Genomic DNA, 23,242 nt, shown 5'->3' with positions numbered 1-23,242 from the left:
ACGTCATGCTCACATTTCCCGAGAACTTCCTCTGGGGAGCGGCCACAGCCGCCCATCAGATCGAAGGAAACAACATCAACAACGACTGGTGGGTGAAGGAACACACTCCCGGCACGCAGATCGTTGAACCGAGCGGCGACGCGATGGACAGCTACCACCGCTACCGCGAAGACATGAAGCTGCTCGCCGACGCAGGGCTGAACTGCTACCGGTTCTCGATCGAGTGGAGCCGCATTGAGCCTGAGCGGGGCTTCGTGTCTCGGGCCGGCATCGATCACTACCGCCGGATGGTCGATACCGCGCTTGAGTTCGGGCTCAACCCCGTCGTGACGCTGATGCACTTCACTGTGCCGCGCTGGATGTTCGACAGCGGCTTCTGGCGCAACCCCGCTGCACCCGACCTCTTCGCGCGTTTCACCGAGCTGGCCCTGCCGATCGTTTCGGAGGGCGTCGACTACGTCTGCACCATCAACGAGCCCAACATCGCCGCCATGCTCGCCGGTGGCGAGGACGCGGCGAACCTGGTAGCTTTCGGGCTTCCGAACCCTGACCTGCAGGTTGCTGACACCCTGTTTGCCGCACATCAGCGCTCTCGTGAGGTACTCAGTTCGGTGCCAGGGCTGAAGAGCGGTTGGACGGTCGCCACCCAGGCCTTCCACTCAACCGGAGAGCCCGGGGCAGACGAAAAGCTCGTCGAATACGGCTACCCGCGCGACGACTGGTACCTGGAGAGGTCGGCCGGAGACGACTTCGTCGGTGTTCAGGCGTACACCAGAACCTTCATCGGTCCTGACGGGCCCATCCCGGTAGCCGACGACGTCGAGACCACGCTGACCGGCTGGGAGTTCTTCCCACCGGCTCTGGAACTCGGGGTGCGCAGCGCCTGGGAGCTGAGCGGCAACGTTCCCGTCATGGTGACGGAGAACGGCATCGCTACGGCCGACGACACCCGCAGGATCGCATACACCGATGGGGCACTGCGCGGCCTGCACTCGGCAATGGACGACGGCATCGAGGTGCTGGGATACCAGCACTGGAGCGCGCTTGACAACTACGAATGGGCCAGCGGATTTCGGCCGACCTTCGGCCTCATCGGGGTCGACCGCGAAACGTTCGTGCGCACGCCGAAGCCTTCGTTGGCCTGGCTCGGCGATGTGGCAACCCGCAATGGCCTCGTCTAATCCTGACCCCCTCATCCGCCGCACGAACAATGTCTACAAGGAGAAACTCATGACCTACTCACTGCAGCTGTACACGCTTCGTACCCCCCTCGAGCAGGACCTCCCCGGCACCATCGCCAGGGTTGCCGAAATTGGCTTCACCCAGGTTGAGCCGTACGACTTCGTCGCGACAGCGACAGAGCTCGGCGCTGCGCTCGCCGCGAATGGCCTGACCGCACCGTCTGGCCACGCACCCCTGCTCACCCAGGACCAGGACGAGATCTTCGCAGCAGCCAAGGCGCTCGGAATCAGCACGGTCATTGAGCCACTTATCGATGCCGCGCGCTGGCAGAGCGCTGCCGACATTCAGAACACCGCAACCGAGCTCAACGCTGCGGCGAAGAAGGGCGCCGGTTATGGCATCCGGGTGGGTTACCACAACCACGCCTGGGAGCTCGAGTCGATGATCGAGGGCCGCACAGCCCTTGAGTACTTCGCAGACCTGCTCGACCCTGAGCTCGTGCTTGAAGTCGACACGTACTGGGTCGCCGTCGGAGGCCACAACCCGGTGGAGATTCTCACCAGCCTCGGAGACCGAGTCAAGTTCATTCACATCAAGGATGGCCCGGTCAGCACCGATGCCCAGGCTCAGCTTCCGGCGGGGCAGGGTCGCATGGCTGTGCGCGACGTAATCGCTGCAGCGACCTCCCTTGAGGTGGGCGTCGTCGAGTTCGATGACTACTCGGGCGACATCTTCGAGGGAATCACCCAGAGCCTCGCGTTCTTGAGCGACGCTCCGGTCGCCAATGAGGCGCACGCGTGACCGGCCCCATCGTACGCACAGGGCCCGTCGGGGTCGCCATCATCGGTGCAGGCAATATCAGCACCCAGTACCTCGACAACCTGACCACATTCCCCGACGTGCGGGTGCTGGTGGTGGCAGACCTGCTCGAAGACGTCGCTGCCGCTCGAGCGGCAGAGTATGGCATTGAGATCTCTGGTGGTGTCGCTCTGGCGCTGAACCACCCCGACGTTGAGATAATCGTCAACCTCACCATTCCCGCGATGCACGTTGAGGTGGCTACCGCTGCTGTCAACTCCGGCAAGCACGTGTGGAGCGAGAAGCCCTTCTCGCTTGACCGGGCAAGCGGGCGCGGACTTCTGGATGCAGCCGACGCTGCTGGTGTTCGGCTTGGTTGTGCCCCCGATACGTTCCTCGGTGCCGGCCTCCAGACTGCGCGCCGCCTCATTGATTCGGGCGAGATCGGCACCCCGTTGACCGCCAGGACGGTGTTCCAGACGCCCGGACCCGAGTCGTGGCATCCGAACCCTGCGTTCCTGTTCCAAGAGGGTGCCGGCCCGGTCTTCGATATGGCTCCGTACTATCTGACAGCGCTGATCCAGGCATTCGGTCCCCTCGCCGAGGTGGTAGCAGTCGGTAGCACCGCACGGCCGACCCGGGTGGTGGGCTCCGGCCCGAAAGCTGGCGAGGAATTCGCCGTCGAGGTGCCGACCCATGTCAGTGCGATCGCCCGTTTCGAGTCCGGCGCCACGTCGCAGAGCGTCTATAGCTTCGAGTCGCCGCTCCCACACACCGGGTTCATCGAAATCACCGGAACCGAAGCAACCCTCTCGCTGCCTGATCCGAACAATTTTGACGGGGACATCAGCATCTGGCGTGCTGGTGATGAGGAGTGGACTGTCATTCCGGCGACCGGCCCGAGTCACGGCCGGGGGATGGGTGTCGTTGACATGGCCAGGGCCATCCGCTCTGGTGGAGAGCACCGTGCAACGGGGACCCAGGCCTACCATGTGCTCGATGCAATGGTCTCAATGATTGAGTCGGTGCAGACCGGCGCCTTCGTCGCCGTTGAGAGCACTCTCACCCGCTCTGCGGCGCTGCCCGAAGACTGGGATCCTGCGGCCCAAACGCTCAATTAGCGCGCCGAGATCGGACTTGTGGTCGTTATGAGCGTCGGATAACGACCACAAGTCCGATCTCGCGTGGAAAGAAGCGCATGAGACGTGGCGCACGGGGGAGAGGGACGCATTTTTCCGCCGAGCGCGGGCGTCGCGTCGAAAGCCACGATCGTGGCCGCGAGATCGGAGTTGTGGTGGTCATAAGGCGGTCAGAACGACCACGACTCCGGTTTCGCGTGGATGGGGAGAGCAGGAGCGAGACACGGGCGGGATCGGCGGGAATACGGCGATGCGCCGCAGCGCGGGGTGTGGGCATCGCTAGAATCGACGGAGTGATGCGCGCAGGACGGAACGAGGACATCTCAGTGGCGAAAAAGCAGGATGACCGACTCCCCGGTTTCGACGACGTCGTTGTCGGACCCACGGGACGAGAAGTTCACGAGTTTCCCGATCCCGCGCCGCTGAAAAGCCACGGCCCCGCCCGCATCATCTCCCTCTGCAACCAGAAGGGTGGCGTGGGCAAGACCACGACAACCATCAACTTCGGTGCAGCGCTGGCCAGCTATGGCCGCCGCGTGCTGGCCATCGACTTTGACCCGCAGGGCGCCCTGTCCGCAGGCCTCGGCGTGCCGACCCACGATGTGACGACCATCTACGACCTGCTGCTCAGCGGATCGAAGGACCCTCACGACGCCATCCAGCAGACCGGCGTTCCCGGCCTCGACATCATTCCGGCGAACATCGACCTCTCGGCTGCCGAAGTTCACCTGGTCAACGAGGTCGCCCGCGAGCAGATCCTGGCGCGCGTGCTGCGCAAAGTGTCGGCCGACTACGACGTCATCCTCATCGACTGCCAGCCGTCGCTCGGCATCCTGACCGTCAACGCTCTCACCGCCAGCCACGGCGTGCTCGTGCCGCTTGAGTGCGAGTTCTTCGCGCTGCGCGGCGTCGCCCTGCTCATCGAGACCATCGATAAGGTGCGCGATCGCCTCAACCCGGCAATCGAGCTCGACGGCATCCTGGCCACCATGTACGACTCCCGCACCCTGCACTCGCGCGAGGTGCTCGAGCGCGTCGTCGACGCATTCGGCGACAGCGTGCTTGAGACGGTCATCGGCCGCACCGTCAAGTTCCCGGATGCCAGCGTCGCCGGCGTCCCGATCACCGATTTCGCACCAGAACACCCCGCCGCCAAGGCCTACAGGCAGATGGCGCGGGAACTGATTGCCCGTGGCGCAGTCGCCTAGCGCGGCCGGCGAGTTCGACCAGCTCACTGATCACCGGGGCGATCAGCCGGTCACTGTTGCGAGCACTGCTGCAGCGGATGCCTCCACCCCTGCTCCCGCTCCGACCGGAACGTTCTCGGTTGCCCTCAGCAACTTCGAGGGACCCTTCGACCTGCTGCTGTCGCTGATCGGCAAACACGAACTCGACATCACCGAGATTTCGCTGAGCAAGGTCACCGACGAGTTCATCTCGTATTTGCGCGGACTCGACTCCGACGAGGAGCTCGACCAGGCCACCGAGTTTCTCGTCGTCGCGGCAACGCTGCTCGACCTCAAGGTCGCCGGACTGCTTCCGCAGGGCGAACTCGTCGACGCTGAGGACGTCGCACTGCTCGAGGCCCGGGACCTGTTGTTCGCCAGGCTGCTGCAGTACCGCGCCTTCAAGCAGGTTTCGGCGTGGTTCGTCGAGAAGCTTGAAACGGAAAACGCCAGACACGTGCGCTCGGTGCGTCTCGAAGAGAAGTACCGGCAGCAGACGCCCGAACTGGTCTGGACCCTCACCGCCGCCGACTTCGCTGCCCTCGCAACGCTGGCGATGACCCCGCGCGAGATTCCTACGGTGGGCCTGGAGCACCTGCATGCGCCGCTGGTGAGCATCCGTGAGCAGGCTGCGCACGTCGTGGCGATCCTGCGCTCGGGTGAAACCATCACGTTCCGCCGCCTCATCGCCGGCATCGACGAAAAGGGCGTCGTGATCGCCCGCTTCCTGGCCGTGCTCGAGCTCTACCGCCGGTCAGCCATCTCATTCGAGCAGCTCGAACCGCTCGGCGAACTCAGCCTCCGCTGGAGCGCCGAATCCTGGTCAGAAGACACCCTCGCGAACCTCGGAGCCGACTATGACAACTGACACGTCACTGACCGACGACACGATGACGGATGCCGCGGATGCCCCGGATGCCGCGGATGCCCCGAATCGCGCGGATCTCGCCGATCTCGCGCCAGCTTCATCCGCTTCCCACGCAACGGACAACGACTCCGCCCACGACATCGAGCGCCGCCTCGAAGCAATCCTGATGGTCGCCGACGAGCCGCAGAGCCTGATGCATCTGGCCACAGCCCTCAACCAGCCGCTCAAGGCCGTGCGCACCGCTATCGCGAGCCTCGTCGCCGACTTCGACGGACGGGGCATGACCGATGGTGTGCCCACGGTGCGCCGCGGCTTCGAGCTCCGAGAGGTCGCTGGCGGCTGGCGTGTGTATGTGCGTCCGGAGTACGACACCGTCGTGGCTGATTTCGTGCTCACGCAGAACCCGAGCAAACTGTCACAGGCCGCGCTCGAGACGCTCGCGGTGATCGCCTATAAGCAACCCATCAGCCGCGGCGCGGTAGCGTCGATTCGTGCAGTTAATGTCGACTCGGTCGTTCGGACGCTGCTCGGCCGCGGTCTCATCACCGAAGCATTCACCGATAGTGAAACCGGTGCGATCAATTACGCCACTACAGACTTGCTGCTTACGCAGCTCGGAATCAACTCGCTTGACGAGCTGCCCCCTATCTCGCCGCTCCTCTCGGACGGTGCAGACGGATTTGAGGAAATGAAATGACAGACAACACAGACGCCACCAACCCGGGCGCATCGAACACCGATGCATCGGCCGGCGCACCCGAGGGCTTCGGCCAGAACACGGGCGCCTCAGAAGACGGCGTTCGCCTGCAGAAAGTGATGGCCTCGGCCGGTGTCGCATCCCGCCGTGTGTCCGAAGACCTGATCACGGCCGGCCGCGTGCGTGTGAACGGCAAGGTCGTCACCGAGCTTGGCCGTCGCATCCACCCGGAGACCGACCAGGTCGCCGTCGACAACATCGCGGTGCAGCTGGACACCAGCCGTCGCTACGTGATGCTCAACAAGCCCGTCGGCGTGGTCTCCTCCATGCAGGACGAGAGCGGTCGCCCCGACCTGCGCGAGTTCACCGACAAGTACGACGAGCGCCTCTTCAACGTCGGACGCCTGGATGCCATGACCAGCGGCCTGCTGATCCTCACCAACGACGGTGATCTCGCCCACGTGCTCGCGCACCCGTCATTCGGTGTCTCGAAGACCTACATCGCCAAGGTCGAGGGTCGCGTCACCGCGCAGACCGTCGCCAAGCTGCAGAGCGGCATCGAGCTCGAAGACGGCCCGATCGCCGCCGACAAGGCACGGGTATTGACCGAGCAGTCTGGCCACTCCTTCAGCCTGGTCGAGATCACGCTGCACTCCGGCCGTAACCGCATCGTGCGACGGATGCTGGAAGCCGTCGGTCACCCGGTCGTCGACCTCGTGCGCCGCCAGTTCGGCCCGCTGCACCTCGGCACGCTCAAGGTCGGCGAAGTTCGCGATCTGACTAAGGTAGAACTCGGCCAGCTGCTCACGGTGTCACGCACGCCGAGCTCGGCTAAGCCCGAGACCGACGCCAACTAGAACCGAAGAGATCGAGTAGAAGACAGGAGTCGGCACGTGGTTGAGAGTCGCCTGGTCGGACCCGTACGCGTGGTCGGCGCCGGATTACTGGGCACCAGCATCGGCCTTGGCCTGCGCAACCGCGGCATCGACGTTATCCTGGCCGATGCATCACCGACGCACATGAGCATCGCCGTCGACTACGGCGCAGGCCGCGTGCCAGCCGACGGTGACGCCCCGCAGCTCATCGTGGTCTGCGTGCCACCGGATGTGACGGCCCAGGTCGTTGCCGCCGAACTGGCCGCATTCCCCGACGCGATCGTCACGGATGTCGCCAGCGTCAAGCTGGCACCACTCAACGAACTCCGGGCGCTCGGTGCCGATATCTCCCGGTACATCGGCTCACATCCGCTGGCCGGGCGCGAGCGTGGCGGCCCGCTCTCCGGTCGCGCCGACCTGTTCATCGGCCGCCCCTGGGTGGTCGCCGCCCACGACGGCATCAGCTACCAGCGCGCCAACGCCATCGACGACCTGATCCTCGACCTCGGCGCGATCCTGGTTGAGATGACGCCGGAGGAACACGACAACAGCGTCGCCCTCGTCTCGCACGTGCCCCAGGTGGTCTCCAGCCTGATGGCCCGTCGCCTGCTTCACGGCCCGCACGCTGCGCTCAACCTTGCAGGGCAGGGTGTGCGCGATGTCACCCGCATCGCCGCCAGCGACCCGGAACTGTGGGTGCAGATTCTGGGCGCCAACTCGGCACCCGTGCGCGACATCCTCGTTGCATACCGCGATGACCTCGACCGTTTCATCGACGCCATTGCCGACCCGACAGCTCCCGGCGCCCGCCGCCGGATCGCCGAGGAGATCGCCGGCGGCAACGACGGCGTCTCCCGCCTGCCAGGCAAGCACGGTCAGGACCGTCGCTTTGCATCGATGACCGTGATGATTGACGACACCCCGGGCCAGCTGGCCAGACTGCTGCACGAGATCGGCGAAGTTGGTGTGAACCTCGAAGACCTGCGTCTCGAGCACTCACCGGGCGCCGAGATCGGCCTGGTTGAAATTTCAGTACTACCCGAGGCGGTCGCCCGCCTCACCGAAGAGCTGGTCGCACGCGGCTGGCGGATTGCAGGTTAGACACATGGGCAGACACTCATTCCATGTCGCAGATGACGCGGATGCGGCGGGCACGACATCCGCTCCGACAGCTCCAACAATCGTCGCGATCGACGGGCCGGCAGGCAGCGGCAAGTCGAGCGTGAGCAAGGCAACGGCCCGCACGCTCGGCTTCGACTACCTCGACACCGGTGCTGCCTACCGCGCACTGGCTTGGCTGATGCTCGACAAGAATGTCGACACCGAGGATGCCGCAGCCGTGATCGCCGCACTCGATGACTTCGACTATTCGATCGGCACCGACCCCGATGCGTACTTCGTTCGGGTCGGCGACACAGATGTGACCGAGGCCATCAGGGAGCCGCGCGTGTCGGCATCCGTCAGCGCCATCGCCCGTGTGCCTGAGGTGCGAGCGCACCTCACCGAGATCTTCCGCCGACTCGCCCGGGACACCCAGAAGCCCGGCATTGTGATCGAGGGCAGGGACATTACAACCGTCGTCGTTCCTGAGGCTCCGGTGCGAATCCTGCTTACCGCATCCGAAGAGGCTAGAATGGCTAGGCGCTCTGCGGAAATATCGACCCAATCGGCTAAAACCGTGGCAGAGCAATTGCGATCGAGGGATCGCGCCGACTCTCAAGTAGTCGATTTCATGAGCGCCGCAGACGGTGTGACCACCGTCGACTCCACCCATCTCGACTTCGAGCAGACCGTTGACGCGGTTATCGATGTCATCACCACGTACCGCGAGGAACTCGCATGACTAACGACTCAGTCTCACCAGACTCAGCCTTCGACGACACCATCCCCGAGCTCGACTCCGGGATGGCTGAGCGTCTGACCGACCTCGACGAGGATCTGGCCGTCCAGCGAGCCGCTGCACTGCGCACCGGACTCGACGCCTACGAACTCGACGAAGAAGACTTCGACGTACTCGATTCTGCGACGGAAGACCCCGACGCCATCCAGTACCTGCCGGCCCTGCCGGTCATTGCCATCGTCGGACGCCCGAACGTGGGCAAGTCCGCGCTGGTCAACCGTATCCTCGGCCGCCGTGAGGCTGTCGTCGAGGACACCCCCGGCGTGACGCGTGACCGCGTGACGTACAAGGGGGAGTGGAACGAGCGCCGCTTCAGCGTCGTCGACACCGGTGGCTGGGAGCCCGACGCCAAGGGCATCGACGCCTCGGTCGCGCTGCAGGCCGAGATCGCCATCGACCTTTCTGACGTCGTTATGTTCGTCGTCGACTCCAACGTCGGCCCGACATCGACCGATGAAGCAGTCGTGCGGATGCTGCGTAAGAGCGGCAAGCCCGTCTTCCTCGTCGCCAACAAGGTCGACGACATCCGCCAGGAGCCCGAAGCGGCCAACCTGTGGTCGCTCGGCCTCGGCCAGCCGTACCCGGTCTCTGCGCTGCACGGCCGTGGCGTTGCCGACCTGCTGGACGCCATCCTCGAGGTTCTGCCCGAGATCTCGAACGTCGCCAAGCAGGAAGTCGGCGGCCCGCGTCGCGTCGCCCTGCTCGGTCGTCCGAACGTCGGCAAGTCGAGCCTGCTCAACAAGCTCGTCGGCGAAGAGCGCGTTGTCGTCAACGAGCTCGCCGGCACCACGCGTGACCCGGTTGACGAGCAGGTCGAACTCGGTGGCAAGGTGTGGCGCTTCGTCGACACCGCCGGTATCCGTCGTCGTGTGCACCTCGCCCAGGGCGCTGACTTCTACGCGTCTCTCCGCACCAGCGCCGCACTGGAGAAGGCTGAAGTTGCCGTCGTACTGATCGACGTGACCGAGGTCATCTCCGAGCAGGACGTGCGTATCATCGACCTCGTTCTCGAGTCGGGCCGTGCGCTCGTACTCGCGTTCAACAAGTGGGACCAGATCGACGACGACCGTCGCCGCTACCTCGAGCGTGAGATCGAGCAGGACCTGGCCCACGTGGCCTGGGCCCCGCGCGTGAACATCTCGGCACGCACCGGTCGCCACATGGAGAAGCTGGTTCCGGCACTCGAGCTCGCGCTCGAGTCGTGGGACACCCGTATCCCCACCGGCAAGTTCAACGCCTTCCTGGCCGAGCTGGCTGCGGCACACCCGCACCCCGTTCGTGGTGGCAAGCAGCCGCGCATCCTGTTCGGTACGCAGGCCTCGAGCCGTCCGCCGACATTCGTGGTGTTCACCACCGGATTCCTCGACCCGGGCTACCGTCGCTACATCCAGCGTCGTCTGCGCGAGATCTGGGGCTTCGAAGGAACCCCGATCAACCTCAGCATGCGCGTGCGCGAGAAGCGCAAGCGCTAGTCTTCACGCTCTCGAGCGGATGCCACTTTCGAGCGGATGCTCTCAGCGGCTGTCGACCTTCGGGTCGGCAGCCGCTCTGCTGTATCTGGGGTGTAATTTGCGGCGGCTTACTTTTTCGGAGACGTCCCGCGCGTCGTGGCCGGTGCGCTTGCGCCTGTACGTGCGCCTGTGCTTGCTGCGCTTGCTCGAGTCGACCTGCTTGTGCGGGGCTTCTGCGTGTCTGACTTCTTCGCTGCGGTTGCGGCTACTGACGTCGTCTTGGGTGCGGCTGCTGGCGTTTTTCTGGTCGTCGCCGCTGACGTCTTCGTGGATGAACCGGCAGGTATCTTCGTGCCGGAGCCGGCGGATGTCTGTTTTATCGCCGTCGCGGTAACTGGCGACTTCGTTGAGGATGAGGTTGACGTCGAGGCGGTTGCGCTTCGCTTCGTCTTGGCCGTCCTGGCCGTCCTGGCCGTCCTGGCCGTGGTGGCCGTCGAGCCTCGCGACGACTGTGTCTCTGCCAGATAGGCATCCTCTGATTCCACTATCGGTGGAATGAAATCCCCGGAATGCACGGCCTCACGCAAGGCCACGAAGTCGGCATACGACTGGTCGGCGTAGGCATCGGCCCACTCAGCCATGGCGACGTTGAACACGTCGGATGAACCGAGATACCCGGCGATGAATGGCGCGTTGGGACTTTGCGCGTGGGCGCGGGCGAGTAGCCGGCCGCAGGCATCCGCGTAGTCGAGGAAGCTGCGGCGACCGAGGGCATCGACATCAATGGAGATGTTGCGGTCGCGAAACTGCCGCACGTAAAAGCCGAGGCCGTTGGTGGTGAAGTAGCCGAGGAAGGGGTCGGAGACGGCCTGCAGGATGCGCTGGTTCGACACGACACGGAATCCGTGGTCGCGGGTGAAGGAATCGGGTCCCTCGGACAGCGACGGCACCGTCGGGATTTTGCCGAACTCATTCAGTACCGAGTGCCCGGCTTCTTTCACCTGGAGGATGAGTGATTCGCCCGAGGGGCCGGTGAGCACCACGATGAAACAGCGGGTGCCGACGCTGCCGACGCCGACGACGCGGCGCACGGCATCCGTCACGGTGTACTGCGAGAGGAGAAAACCGATGTCGGGGGACACCGTCTTGCGATAGGTCTCGACGAGTCCGGTGACCAGCTTTTCGAGGTCGGTCGGCAGGTGGGTAAGTGTTGGGGGCTGCTCGACGATATAGACGGTGCCGTCATCAGCACGCTTGGTGATCTTGCTCAGGACGTGTTCTGAGGTGCGGCGCTCAGAGGCCGTAATCGCCGCGTTGAGCACCTTCTGGGTCTTCTTGCCGTAGCGAGACGTTCCCATGTGCACGTCGGCCGCGCGGTAGAAGCGCTGCAGGGTGTTGAGCTCGAGCATCTCGTCGAGCATGTCGCGGTACGACGCAACGGCGGTGAGGGCGGCTGCGCGGATCTCCTTGCGCCGCAGACCCTTGTGGCGGCCGGCGATGACGACGCTGGTGACGAAGCGTTTGACATCCCATTCCCAGGGGCCGAATGCGGCTTCGTCGAAGTCGTTGAGGTCGAAGACCATGGAGCGCTGCGGGGAGGCGTACAGCCCGAAGTTGGAGATGTGGGCGTCGCCGCAGAGCACGACTCCGGCGCCCGTCGTGGGTGCGCCGGCCAGGTCGGCGGACTGGAGTGCGGCCGTGCCGCGATAGAACGAGAACGGGTTTTGCAGCATCCGCTCGATGCGCAGCGGCACCAGCCACGGCAGCCGGTTCTCATTCTGTGTCTTGAGGATACCGATGGGGTCGCGGTCGGCCGGTGGTTCGTAGACCGAGTGGGCGGAGCGGCGCATCCAGGAACGGGCCGCGCGGCCGTCGTCGCGGCGACTCTCGGAGGTGGCGATTGGCGGGTGGTCGAACCGTAGTCGCCCTGATACCTCGTCCATGACGCCTGCTTTCTCTGCGGAGTGCGATGTGCGATGTGTCGCTCAGGCTACTCGCACTGGGGGCGACCGGCCAGCATCGGGGCATCGGGGCTGAGGGCAGCGGGCAGAGGGCAGCGGACAGCGTGCGGCGTGCAGCGTGCAGCGTGCAGCGTGCGGCGTGCGGCGTGCGGCGTACGGCGTGCAGGGTACGACACGGATCGTCCGGATACGCCACAGGCCGGCAACCTCGCGGTTGCCGGCCCGTGGAAAAGAACGAGAACTTAGTTCTTGGTGGTGCCATCCGGGTTGATGTCCGGGGTCACGTCGGTCGTGGGCGCGCTCGTCGGAGCCTCCAGCGTGGTCGCCTTTGGGGTGGAAGCAGCGTGTGCAGTGGGGGTGACAGGAGCGACCTCGACGATGTCGATCTCGTCGATGTCGTCATCCGCGTCAATGATGACGTCGGCGACTGAAGCCGCTGCCTGCTTCACTGCGAAGAAGTGAGCGTGCAGTGCGAGAGCGATGAGGAAGCCGATGACGCCGGCACCGATGATCGCAGTGCCGATTGCTGCGCCGGACTGGGCGGCGAAGAGGCCGGGGTAGTCAGCGGTTCCTGCGGCATAGAGGTCGGCCTGCGATGCGTTGGAGGAGATCACGAGCAGGTATCCGCCGACGACTGCAACGATCGAGACAATCCACAGCACGATGAGGGGGATGTTGACCTTTGACGATACGGACGTGTTCTGAGACATGAGTTCCTTAAAAAGATCGTGGAGAAGGCCGATTTCGACCGACCCTTAAAGCTAAGCACGTTTCCTATGAATGAGTTATGTGCCAGCACTGGATTGCCACAGTGCAACCTTTGGAGGATAGCGGGTTGGCCGGTTGGCGGCTGGCCGCCTAACCGCCAATGTTCAGCGTGACGACGGCGCGACCCGGGCTGGGCCTGGCCGACACGGTGAATCCTGAGGATTCGAACAGGGAGAGCGGGCCGTGGTACAGCTCGGCTGACGACGTCTTCGGGCGGGCGATCGTGTCGATGGGGTAGGCCTCGAGCAGGCGGGCCCCGTTTCGGCGCCCGTGCTGCACCGCGCCGTCGAGCAGCGCCCTGGCGATGCCTCGCTTGCGGAATCCGACGCGCACGACGAAACAGGTGATGGCCCAGACGGAGGCGTCATCCGCTTTCTCGCTGCTGCCGTCGCCGGCGATGGGGCTGCGTCGGAGTCTGGGGTAATGAATCTTGGGTTCGACGGCGCACCAGCCGACGGGTTCGCCGCTCAGGTACGCGACAACGCCGGGGGAGGGGGAAGCGGATGCGATTTGCTCGCGTAATGCCTCTCGGCAGCCGTCGGTCGTGGCGGTTTTCCAGTCGGTGACGCTCGCCTTGAAGTACTGGCACCAGCATCCGGCCGGATCGCCGCGGGTGCCAAACACAGTGCGGATGTCGTCCCACGGCACGTCGGCGGCGGAGCGAACCGTGATGTCAGGGCGGTCTGGCATGTCGACACAGTAGCGCGGGGGTCGGACATGCGGAAGGAATTTCGGTGGCAACCGGCCATTCGATGCGTCTGGCGGGCTGCGATGTACAAAAGAGGTCTGCGGAGGCGGTAAGCTATTCGAGTTGTCTCTTGCAGATACAGTTCGGTTCGCCGGAGGGTATTTGGGAGTGGCCACGGGCTGTAGCGCAGCTTGGTAGCGCACCTGACTGGGGGTCAGGGGGTCGCAGGTTCAAATCCTGTCAGCCCGACCAAACCAAACCAAATGTCCCGGAAACTCAAGGGTTTCCGGGACTTTTTGGTTAACGGATTTGACTGCCCCATTGAAAACCCACCGTCTATTTTCCTCCGGCACTGCTGAGTCGGACCCGTCGTCCGTAGCGGGCACGTCGCCTGCGGTCTTCTCGGGTCGTCCGGGATCACAGCGCGCACCTTGCGCATATGAAGATCCGCGCCGAGTACCCGCCCTCCGCCGGCACCGACGCCTGGGGCTTGGAACCGCTCATGGACGTCGCCGAGCTGGCGTCCTACCTCGGCCTGCCGGTCTCCACCGTCTACGACTGGAGGTTGCGCGGCAAAGGGCCGGTCACCATTTTGCGGCGACGATCGAGTGTTCGCAATCGCTCCACTTCGGGCGCCCACCTCAAGATCGCGTTCTCAGTCCGGATGATGAATCGAGGTCAAAGCCTCGTTCCGTCGTTATGGTTCCAATCTGGTGGCCACGCTTCGCGGGCGGCGTCACGCCACCCGCCGACGCTTCCCGAAGGCCAGGTGTCGGGCGGCTCATCGCCCTGAAAATAGAACATGCTGCGTCGCTCTCGGCCGCCGACGGCGAGGACCGCACCGCCAGGCGTCCGACGCCAGGACCGCCATGTCTGGCCGCTATCAGAAATCTCCACAAGGAAACCGTGATCGGCCGGAAGGCCGTGCTTCTCGGCATCGACTATCAAGTCGGTCAGGTGATCCCAATACCGTCCGCCTTGTCGGTCATACTGGCCGTTCTGGCACGTCCAGATCCAGTCGAGACGCTTCTTCGTCACCTCAAACTCGCGCCGGTCGCGATGAAGGCCGTCGTCGTCTACGCCAGTCGCTCCCGCGCCCGCTGAGAGCCGGCGGAGTCTTTCGGTCTCTTCCGCGTCGCGGCGGTCGAGGTCAGCGCGAAACTGAACCATTTTTAGGAGGCCATCCCGAAAGCCGGTCGCATCCGCAATGGCTTTGTAGCGTCCGGTCAAGCGCGTAAGCAGACTGAGACGCAGACGAGTACCGATCATCACTGCTGTTGTGACTCTTGGCGAAAGTGGCTTCCTGAAAGCGCGAAATCGCGCCAGGGTCGTCTCGGTCACGGCGAAATACCCGAACAGGTAGAAAAACGGCAGGAGGGACAGAGGCAGCCAGAATCCGAAGAACAACGATTGAAAGAAATCTGACCAGTCCGGCGGCGTCTGAATCAGCGACGCGCTGGTCCAGATGAGCAGGAAAGCCCCTAGGAGAAATACAGAGACATCCGACACCTTCTTCGCAGGGGCGAACTCGGCCTTGGTCGACGCGAAGGCCTGAATGGTTATGAAGAAGATCGCCGCCAACTGGTAGACGATCTCCCACCCAAGTGGCAGAGGAGCCGCGTCCAGGTAGACGGTGAGCAGTGCGGCGAGGGCGAAGGTGTCGCGGACGAGCGCGTGAGTGAGTTCGCCCCCAGACTTGAAGGATAGGGAACGGAACGTCATGGGGAAAACCACCGTCGCGGTGATGATCGCCGCGTCCTTCAACAGGCTCACGTCCCACAGCCCGATCAGCCACGCGACGCCAGTTGACGCGACAGACATGATTACCACGACGATGTAGAGCCAAACGAGGCGGAGGACAAAAGCAGCCCTCACGACCGCCCGAATCGACGGTGCCATATGAGCCCGGAATTTTGGCACGGCAAGCACAACTACTACGGCAGCACCGATGAGGATCACCGATGCGATCTCCCGAGAAGTGAGCACCATGCCTCCAACTGCTATTCAGACCACGCAGAGATAACCATAGGAGGCAACGGGACGGCACACCGTCCTCCGTCTGATAGACCTGCACTAAAGGATGCTTCTGGATCCGTATTTTCGGCGCCGCAGTGGCGAACGGCGGCGCGAACCGCGGCATTTCTTCCTGCAATTGAGGGCCGGCAATCGTGGTTACTTTGGCGACCCAACCAGTCACCCGCCTCGAGGTGACGAGCGTCCAGAGCCGTGCCAGGCGGCGGCGGATATCGCCCGCCGCTCCAACAGATGTGGTGCACAACACTATTACGCGCTCGCACGCGCGACCCAACGACTACGAGCAGCGACGAGACGCCGTCCTCGCTACCCTGAAGCTGCGGGCACTTGTCTGGCTATTGTGACTGAATGAACTAATTCGAAGGAGAACAGTGGTCAATTTGCGCGTCGAGGTGCGGAAGGTGTTGTGGGGGAACGCCGGAAACCAGTGCGCATTTCCTGGATGCGCGCAGCGCCTCATAGGCAATCTCGCAAGACCGAACCAAGCATTCGGTAGCACCGGAGGAGTGATCGGAGAGGAAGCACACATCCGGTCATCGAGGCCAACAGGTCCCCGACACGAACCCCAATACCCACCTGAGACACTCAACGACTACGAGAACTTGGTCCTTCTTTGCCCCACTCATCACACAGTCATCGATAAGAACGACGGCCGCGCTTGGCCGGTGGCTGAGGTGGTGAAGATGAAAGGCGCGCACGAGGCGAGTGTCGATGCTGCAATGGACAGTGTCGATAAGGACCGGGTCCGCTTTGAAGTGGCGCTTGCGGCTCGGATCGACCGCTGGGAAGCCACGCTTGACCTCGCGGGATGGGAAGAACTCACTCGTTGTCTCAACTCCGTCTACCCGTATGTCAGCAACAATCAATGGCGATCACTCACGGAAACGGCTAGTTGGCTCGCAGGAATGCATTGGCCTCCGCGCTATCCGAAGCTTGCGGCTGCATTTGAAACGCATGGAGCGGTGCTAAATGTGCTAATCGGGCATTTGACGGACTCGTTCGTTCTGGATGGTGATCAACATTCGATCCGGCGCAGGCACAAGGAGACTTGGTTTGGCGGCAGCGATGGCGAGCAGAGATACACAGAGGCAATCTCCCAGTTCGGCGTCGACGATGCCGTCGCCAGCGTACTGATCACCGAGCTGACGCGATCGGTCAACCTCGTTGTGACTGCTGTCAACGATGAACTCCTCCCGCTCTATCGGTTCAACGACGGTTCTGTTCAGATGATCGAAGGGGATCTTTTTTGGGGGTTGTGGTCCTCGCACCCGAGGTATGACCCGCTCATCTGGGAGAGCTTTCCGAGGGCATACGCATTGAGCGACATCAGCTCACGCGTAAGGACTGAACTCCATGGCGGCGACCCTCGTACCGGTGTCACGCTGGCGGTTGGAGCATTTGACCCCAGCCTTCGCGTCGACGCGAAGGGCGGCACCGATGATTAGGCGACCGCCCGCGTTGGAGATGGCTAGTGCATTCGCCTACTCACGTCTTTTCTGACTATGCAATACTCACGTTCCCGGCTGCCCTATTCCTGAGTTCGGATCGGGATGGGTATGGAAGGCCGCGACTTCGCCTAGATGTCGAACCGTTTTTCATGTGTTCCAGGACTTCGCGCTAGGTCAGCGGCCAAGCGCGAAGCTGGCGTCGGTGGAGCCTCATGTGCTCCGCCGCGACTGGACGGTCTGTCGAGTGCAATGCAGCGACAGGTGGCCCTCTCTAGGGCTCCTTGAAGTATCTCGAACCGTGCCAGTAGTCGCCGCGCAATCGGCGCGATTCTCTATGCCTAGGCAACAGAGTTCCGCAACGAGATATACCAGGTTCAAGGATCCGGATCGAGTTTGCCGGTGCTCGCCAGCACATTGCGGACCTTCACCGACTCTCTTGTGCAGCACTCGTCAATGTCGCAGGTATGGGAGATGATCATTTTTACTTGCCGAAGGGAATATATTGCCAGCCACCGACCGATACACCTCCACGACCCTCGCCCACGCATGGACGGAGATGCCGTCCGCGGGCTCCGGGCTCTTTCCCTCGATCGTGGCCAGAATCGAGCAATTCCCGGCCGGCTGGCTGGTCGTTGAGCAGTCGGTCATAAATGGATCAGATTCTGACGGCGTCTCGACTACGCTCATCTCGCCCGAAGCGCGGGAATCGGCTATGGCTACCCCGGACGGCACGCACGACACCCTGGGCTCGTTCAGCATGCGGAATGGCGACGAAGTTCTGCTTGGGCTATCAGAACCGCTTGGTGCTGGGATTGCGGAGTTTTTCTGCCGTTTCCAAAAAGTGGACGGTGGCCGGAAGACGGCAACTGAGGTGTCGCAGCCGTTCATATGGTTTTGGGATGCCATTCGCGATGGCGACGACTGGTTCTACTACGACGGTGCTGGCATCGAACACCCTCTGGTTCGAACCACACTCAGTGACGATGGTGGCCACACCGTCGAGGTGAGGGCGCTCGAATTTCGCAGGTATCTCGGTCAACGCGACATGCTCGGACTCATCCACCGGAACCACATCCGATGGGTCGATACCGAATCGTTCGGACATGAACGTTCGGAACATCACTCCAGCTGGTGCAACATCGCGTGGAATGCCCGTTCGGACTCGCCCATAGGGCCCAAGACATCGCATTCGTTTCTGCACGGAAATCATATAGTCACAGGCTTCGTCGGCCAGCCCTCACCACCGACATTTGAAGAATTGCCCATTCCCTACCCCGAATTCATCTACGCGATCGACGCGGAGACGGGACAGCCGATGTCGTTCTCGTGCGATCCGACCAAGCTTGGAAACAGGTTCGAGTACACACCCGCGGTCCCCGACTACCTCACCAACGTTCACTTCGACGCTCGTCTACTCGACCGCTATCAGGACGACCCGGATCACTACGCAGTGTCAAGTACAAGCGTCGCCGGCCCGAACATGTGGTCTATCTCCATCGGCCGCACCTCTTCGGGAGACGTCGAGGCCTATTTGGGCGATATCGGACGCGATCTTCCCTGGCAGGAGCTCGCTCATTGGCGCTCCCACAACATCCAGCCGCGTAGTGAGGGCAATGAGGAGCGCTACAGACGCGATTTCCTCGGACATTGGGTGGGCAGACCTGACCCGCTAGACCGCCTCCGGGCTTCTTACTCGACAGTCGTAGAACAGTCCAACGTCACACTCGGATGGCCCCTATTTCGCCCACCGAAAGGTGAAGATGTGGCGACATTCAATCGTCTGCAGCCCCCCACTTCGAAAAGTATGCGTTCTCTGGACACGCCGGTCCTTGTCCTCACTAAAACGCTCGTCGATGGAATCGATATCGCGAGACTGAATGCCTTCCTGGGGCAAACCGATCTGCGATCCCTCGCTTCCCTAGAGCAGCTGATCACAAGTCATGGCGGAGACAAGCTGATGATGACGCCACTGCGAGACATCCAGCGACTCCGCTCCGGCGGGGGCATTGCCCATGCTGTGGGCGACAGCAAGTTCAAAGTCTTCGAGAGCGTCGGAATAGCCGGCATGTATCCCGCCGATGCAGTCGACTATCTAGCTTCCCGGCTCTCGGACACTCTCGACCACATCTCCGCCGTCCTGAAAGCTATCATCGGGGACGAACAATGACCGAACAGCTGGTTCTTCTAACAGCGACCTTGATTACGACAATTGCCGGGGCTTTCATCGGCGCCTTTGCCAGCAGTCGCTTCAGCTACAAACACCAAGCCCAGGCGGAACAGGACAAACGCAGATACGCGCTCGGCGAACGCGTCCTCGTCCCACTCCTTGAGCTCCGGAAAATGCTGCGCGCCGTCAAGCATTCGCGGTCTAAGGAGGGATGGGCCATCACGGCGAATGCCGCGTATGACGCGCTGGATGACGCACGCCATCTGATGCCACTTAGTCTGAGTCATCTGAAGCGCAGTGTCCGCTCGGCACTCGGCGAAGCAATTGGCGGCGTCGCCCTCTCAGACCAGACTCCAAAGCTTGCGGACTCCGAACTCGAGCCGTATAACTACCAGTGGGTCACTTATGCTGACGAATACATCGAGCATGCAATCGACACAATTCGGAGATGGCGAGACGCGCCCCCCTCGACCGCCGAGTCTGTCACCATGTTGGACTTCGACAAGTGGCTGTGGGCAACGGAACGATACCGACCCGGCGGGGCCTGACGTCGTGACAGCACTGCAAACGCGGCCGCTTGTGCTCTCGGGCGAGTCAGTGCGTGCGCGATCGAAGGCACGAGGATGGTCGTAAAGACCAAGTACTGCTCCGTGATTATGCCCGTGCTAGTAGCCACGCCTCTTGCAGATCGAGGAGTTCGCTGTTTCGTCGGAGACGAAACGGGGCTGATTGGCGCACCTTCGAAGCATGAGCGTCCGGCAGAAGACCACTTTCAGGCAGGTCCCTCAGACCCGGTGCTCCGATGCGGTGCGGCATTGCCGCCTGCCGCGACCACTGGGCGCCCGCGGGTCTACTGCGGCACCGGCTGCCGCAAGGCAGCGTACGACGACAGGCGGGCCCGGAAGCCAGAGGCTTTTCGAGTTCGCACCGTTGAGAGCCCAATCGTGGAGAGGGTGGAGAGCATCCGGACCCTCGACGAGGGCCACGACATCATCGAGTGCGTCCGACGGATCTGCGGATCGCCTCGTGCGGTCACCAACGTCCTGTCTGGTCTGACTGGCGCGGTCCAGTCGGGCACACTACGGCTGGACAGTTGAACCGGGCCATCTTGGATTCTTCCGAGCGCGATCGGTGGCGCCGAAAGCGCTGAGAACCGACGTCGTACAGGGAACCCGATCCGAACTGCACCCAGGCCGATTCCAATATAAGAGCTGAAGGATGTGGCCTGGCGCGGCGGAGTCCAAGCCTAGGGCCTGGTTCGCTACAATCCTGCCATGACGAAGCTCCGACACTTTGCGATCGCGATAACGCAAGCCGTGCGCTCAGAGTGGGGTGGTAACCGATCTCAATGACCGACGTCTAGCGCGACGCTCCCAATCTGGTTGACGAGGGAGCTGAGCAAAACACCGACGCCGTCCATTGGCTGCTCGAGCTGCGCTGGGAACTTGAACGGCGGTCGTCAACTGCAAAGTCGACCTAGAGAAGAGTCTCGGCCGCGGCATCTACTCGGCCTCGCCGGGTCCGCGGCACGGCATACCGAAGGAGTGCAATGGGAGTTTGGGCAGAGTTCGAAGAGAAGGAGTTTGAGACCCTCGCGAACGCCGCGCTCATTATCGAGCAGGCCCGCAGCGGTCGAGGGGTTCGGCTTTTCAGCCCCGGACAGGCTCTCGAGAAGATCCTCGGATACGACTTTGCTACACGAATTGACCCCCGCAGCTCCTTGTATCGGCGGTTGTTCGGGGCTGCGCCTGGGGCGGTCGGTGCGTCGGCCGCAGCCCAGGTCGCCAACCAGATTCCGGTATCGAAGGCGACGCGCTTGCTGAACGTCTTTCTGCAGTACAAACGGCCGCAATACTTCGCGGTAGGACATCGATCTAAGGTCTGGTCAAGCAATAGAGCACACCTCGCGTTTCAAGTGCGAGAACAGAATCCTGATCCCGCACTCCGGTTTGATCAGATTCGCGCGCTTCGCAAACTTCAAATAGACCTCGGTCGCGATGCGCGGATAAGTTACGCATGTCCGAGCACATGGCAGAAGCAGGAGCTATACGACCGCTTCTATCGCGGATCACTTCTGCGAAGTACGATCTTCGTTGGGCCCGATCAACTGATACAGGCGGGCGACCCCGGATTCCACATCCGATGGACGTTCGATCCTGCCAACATTCGACGAGGTATTCCGAATCCGGACGGCCAGGAGTCCGACGTGTTGGACGGCGAGGCGTTCCTGGATGAAGTTGCGACTGAAACGACGCAGTCGCAGGTGCCGCGTGCTACTGACGACGTGATGTTCGAAGCGGCCGAGCACACGAAAGATCTCCGAGACGACCTCGACGAGCTGCGCGCTTCCCGCCCCAGAAGAACGCGCGAAGCTTATGCGGCCGAGGATCGGGAAGTCGATCGTGAGCTCGCTGGCTTCTCGGGCCATGAACGCGAACTAATCAAAGCGACGACTGATGTCGCTTTGCTCGCGCGGGACATCCGCGCGACCTGGAGTGTGGCGATGGACGCGTGAGCTTCTTGCACGCCGCGGGCACGCGGTGGTTCAGACCTAGGGGACGATTGAAGTTGGTGCGTACGAGACGGGAGAACGAACGACCATGAGTAACCTGAGCGTGGCGGACAAGGTCATCCTTGAGGCCGTTCTCGGTATGTCCGGCGGATATGTGCTCGACTTCACTAACGACTCGTTCGCTGAGTTCTTCCGCGACCTGAGCATCGACGTGTACGACGACGAGCGATATCCGGGGTCTGGTGGCTCGAAGGCTCACCGCCTCCGGGCACTATGGCGAAACGGAACCGATGAGGAGGTCGCAATGACTTTGCGCGCGCTTATCGACTACATCGAGGCGAAGCGCCTAACAGGATTGTTGAGCTATGAGATCAACGAAGCGAGCATGGAACGAGTACGCGGTGTGGCCGCGGGACTGACGGTCGCTCAGCCGGCTGGCGCGGCGCCTGCGGGGGTGAGTTTCACGACGGAAGCTACCGTCACTGCCAACAAGATTCAGATTGAGATCCATGCGGACATTTATGCCCATATCAACCGATACCTTGCGACCGAGGACTACTTTCACGCGGTCGAGGAGTCGTACAAGGTTGTGCGGGAAGCGCTGCGAGAAAAGACCGGTAGCGAGAAGGCCACCGACGCGTTCAAGCCCGAGAATCAGCCGGCCATCTTTGGCCATGCGCCGACCAGCCCCGCGGAGAAGGACTTCTTCGAGGGAGTGAAGTACCTCAACATGGCCATCCAGTTCCTCCGCAACGAGAAATCTCACACGTTGGCCACCTCGCTCGAGCGCAACCTCGCGCTCCACTACATCTCGCTCGCGAGCCTCTCCTACGACCTGATCACGAGGTACGTGAGTGATGAGCTGATCGCGAAGATTGAGGACCTCATCGCCAAGGAGCGACAGTCGTACTCCGCGTCGCGATTCTACCGCGTTTTCGAAGGAGGGCGGTGGCTGAGCAGTGTTGAGCTTCCCGGCGAACTGGCCTCGCCCTCGGTGCGTCGAGTTCTTAAGGAGAAGTGGCTCATGGAAGCTGACTTTACGCGCAGCTTCGATCACAGCAACATTGTACTGATGCGCCTTGAGGTAGTCGCCGACGCGCTGAGCCTGGCCGACGTCGACTCCTTGCTTGATCTGCCGACTGTCGACGCCAATGGATACAGCCAAGAGGCCGGCACAGTCGCGTTCTTGGAGTACATGAAGGAGAAGTACCCCGAAACGATCTCGCCCAAGGCTGATGATCGGATCGGTTGCGACCGCTAGTGAGCTCTCGCCTTTGGACGAGAGGGATGTGCGTTTCGACTTAGCTCGGGATAGCGGTGAGGGCGGCCGACCCGCGACAGCGATCGTGTCGTTCCAACGGGCTGCCCTCGGTTAGTTGCCTGTAATACATACTTGACTACCAGCTGACGCGTGTATTCCCATCTCTTACCCATCAGATTGACCCGTGAGTGACCCCAACCGATCGGGGTGCAATTGGAACCAGCGAACCGCTCGGTTCCCTGTAAACACAAGGAATCCCGCGGGTTT

The 23,242-nt window shown here is 62.6% G+C and carries 20 protein-coding genes and 1 tRNA gene; 17 read left to right on the top strand and 4 right to left on the bottom strand.

Translation table 11 applies throughout. The annotated features are described in order from the left end of the window. The first annotated feature begins 5 nt into the window (after nt 1-5). The 10 genes from ACMT3I_RS08380 (at nt 6) to der (ending at nt 10,157) form a co-directional block, all read left to right on the top strand. Entirely contained in the window at nt 6-1,181 is a 1,176-nt protein-coding gene (locus ACMT3I_RS08380) for a glycoside hydrolase family 1 protein (RefSeq protein WP_414804008.1), read from the top strand. A gap of 49 nt (nt 1,182-1,230) precedes the next feature. Beyond that, entirely contained in the window at nt 1,231-1,983 is a 753-nt protein-coding gene (locus tag ACMT3I_RS08375; RefSeq protein WP_414804007.1) for a sugar phosphate isomerase/epimerase family protein, read from the top strand. Continuing rightward, nucleotides 1,980-3,101, top strand: a complete 1,122-nt coding sequence (locus tag ACMT3I_RS08370) for a Gfo/Idh/MocA family protein (RefSeq protein ID WP_414804006.1) — start codon at nt 1,980-1,982, stop codon at nt 3,099-3,101. Before ACMT3I_RS08375 ends, ACMT3I_RS08370 begins: the two co-directional genes overlap by 4 nt. Before the next feature lie 314 nt (nt 3,102-3,415). Then, nucleotides 3,416-4,327, top strand: coding sequence for a ParA family protein (locus ACMT3I_RS08365; protein WP_414804043.1), 912 nt, complete (start codon nt 3,416-3,418; stop codon nt 4,325-4,327). Further along, nucleotides 4,311-5,213 (top strand): segregation and condensation protein A, encoded by a 903-nt coding sequence (locus tag ACMT3I_RS08360; RefSeq protein ID WP_414804005.1) that lies wholly within the window; start codon nt 4,311-4,313, stop codon nt 5,211-5,213. The genes ACMT3I_RS08365 and ACMT3I_RS08360 overlap by 17 nt, the downstream gene beginning before the upstream one ends. Beyond that, a complete protein-coding gene (gene scpB / locus ACMT3I_RS08355; protein ID WP_414804004.1) occupies nt 5,203-5,910 on the top strand; it encodes an SMC-Scp complex subunit ScpB in 708 nt (235 codons plus the stop codon). Before ACMT3I_RS08360 ends, scpB begins: the two co-directional genes overlap by 11 nt. Continuing rightward, nucleotides 5,907-6,767 carry a pseudouridine synthase gene (locus tag ACMT3I_RS08350; RefSeq protein ID WP_414804003.1) on the top strand — a complete coding sequence of 287 codons (861 nt, stop codon included), beginning with the start codon at nt 5,907-5,909 and terminating at the stop codon, nt 6,765-6,767. Before scpB ends, ACMT3I_RS08350 begins: the two co-directional genes overlap by 4 nt. Nucleotides 6,768-6,803: 36 nt before the next feature. Next, on the top strand, nt 6,804-7,886 hold the full coding sequence (locus tag ACMT3I_RS08345; RefSeq protein WP_414804002.1) for a prephenate dehydrogenase: 1,083 nt from the start codon (nt 6,804-6,806) through the stop codon (nt 7,884-7,886). 4 nt (nt 7,887-7,890) lie between these two features. Next, complete coding sequence (gene cmk, locus ACMT3I_RS08340) at nt 7,891-8,628, top strand: (d)CMP kinase (RefSeq protein WP_414804001.1); 738 nt, start codon at nt 7,891-7,893, stop codon at nt 8,626-8,628. A gap of 62 nt (nt 8,629-8,690) precedes the next feature. Continuing rightward, complete coding sequence (gene der, locus ACMT3I_RS08335; protein WP_414804042.1) at nt 8,691-10,157, top strand: ribosome biogenesis GTPase Der; 1,467 nt, start codon at nt 8,691-8,693, stop codon at nt 10,155-10,157. A gap of 107 nt (nt 10,158-10,264) precedes the next feature. On the opposite strand, the gene ACMT3I_RS08330 is transcribed toward der, so the two are convergent. From ACMT3I_RS08330 to ACMT3I_RS08320, 3 genes are all read right to left on the bottom strand, one after another. After that, nucleotides 10,265-12,079 carry a DUF2252 family protein gene (locus ACMT3I_RS08330; RefSeq protein WP_414804000.1) on the bottom strand — a complete coding sequence of 605 codons (1,815 nt, stop codon included), beginning with the start codon at nt 12,077-12,079 and terminating at the stop codon, nt 10,265-10,267. Between the two features lie 260 nt (nt 12,080-12,339). After that, complete coding sequence (locus ACMT3I_RS08325; RefSeq protein WP_414803999.1) at nt 12,340-12,807, bottom strand: hypothetical protein; 468 nt, start codon at nt 12,805-12,807, stop codon at nt 12,340-12,342. Nucleotides 12,808-12,955: 148 nt separating this feature from the next. After that, nucleotides 12,956-13,555 carry an N-acetyltransferase family protein gene (locus ACMT3I_RS08320; RefSeq protein WP_414803998.1) on the bottom strand — a complete coding sequence of 200 codons (600 nt, stop codon included), beginning with the start codon at nt 13,553-13,555 and terminating at the stop codon, nt 12,956-12,958. A 173-nt stretch (nt 13,556-13,728) separates the two neighbouring features. Between ACMT3I_RS08320 and ACMT3I_RS08315 the strand changes: the two genes are divergently transcribed. Continuing rightward, nucleotides 13,729-13,805, top strand: a tRNA-Pro gene (locus tag ACMT3I_RS08315). 187 nt (nt 13,806-13,992) lie between these two features. Next, nucleotides 13,993-14,346, top strand: a complete 354-nt coding sequence (locus ACMT3I_RS08310; protein ID WP_414803997.1) for a helix-turn-helix domain-containing protein — start codon at nt 13,993-13,995, stop codon at nt 14,344-14,346. Here the strand turns inward: ACMT3I_RS08310 and ACMT3I_RS08305 are convergent. Then, nucleotides 14,232-15,542, bottom strand: coding sequence for a hypothetical protein (locus ACMT3I_RS08305; protein ID WP_414803996.1), 1,311 nt, complete (start codon nt 15,540-15,542; stop codon nt 14,232-14,234). The two genes, ACMT3I_RS08310 and ACMT3I_RS08305, sit on opposite strands and share 115 nt — an antisense overlap. Nucleotides 15,543-16,252: 710 nt before the next feature. Here ACMT3I_RS08305 and ACMT3I_RS08300 point away from each other — a divergent pair. The 5 genes from ACMT3I_RS08300 (at nt 16,253) to ACMT3I_RS08280 (ending at nt 22,975) form a co-directional block, all read left to right on the top strand. After that, complete coding sequence (locus ACMT3I_RS08300) at nt 16,253-17,032, top strand: hypothetical protein (RefSeq protein WP_414803995.1); 780 nt, start codon at nt 16,253-16,255, stop codon at nt 17,030-17,032. A gap of 595 nt (nt 17,033-17,627) precedes the next feature. Continuing rightward, nucleotides 17,628-19,202, top strand: a complete 1,575-nt coding sequence (locus ACMT3I_RS08295) for a hypothetical protein (protein WP_414803994.1) — start codon at nt 17,628-17,630, stop codon at nt 19,200-19,202. Next, nucleotides 19,199-19,750: a hypothetical protein gene (locus tag ACMT3I_RS08290; RefSeq protein ID WP_414803993.1), complete on the top strand. Its 552-nt coding sequence runs from the start codon at nt 19,199-19,201 to the stop codon at nt 19,748-19,750. Before ACMT3I_RS08295 ends, ACMT3I_RS08290 begins: the two co-directional genes overlap by 4 nt. Nucleotides 19,751-20,751: 1,001 nt before the next feature. Beyond that, nucleotides 20,752-21,717, top strand: coding sequence for a hypothetical protein (locus ACMT3I_RS08285; protein WP_414803992.1), 966 nt, complete (start codon nt 20,752-20,754; stop codon nt 21,715-21,717). 85 nt (nt 21,718-21,802) lie between these two features. After that, complete coding sequence (locus tag ACMT3I_RS08280; protein WP_414803991.1) at nt 21,803-22,975, top strand: TIGR02391 family protein; 1,173 nt, start codon at nt 21,803-21,805, stop codon at nt 22,973-22,975. The last annotated feature ends 267 nt before the right edge of the window (nt 22,976-23,242 follow it).

Source organism: Leifsonia sp. A12D58 (assembly GCF_047530025.1).
In the GTDB taxonomy this organism is placed as follows: domain Bacteria; phylum Actinomycetota; class Actinomycetes; order Actinomycetales; family Microbacteriaceae; genus Cryobacterium.
This window is presented reverse-complemented; position numbering and strand designations above follow the sequence as displayed.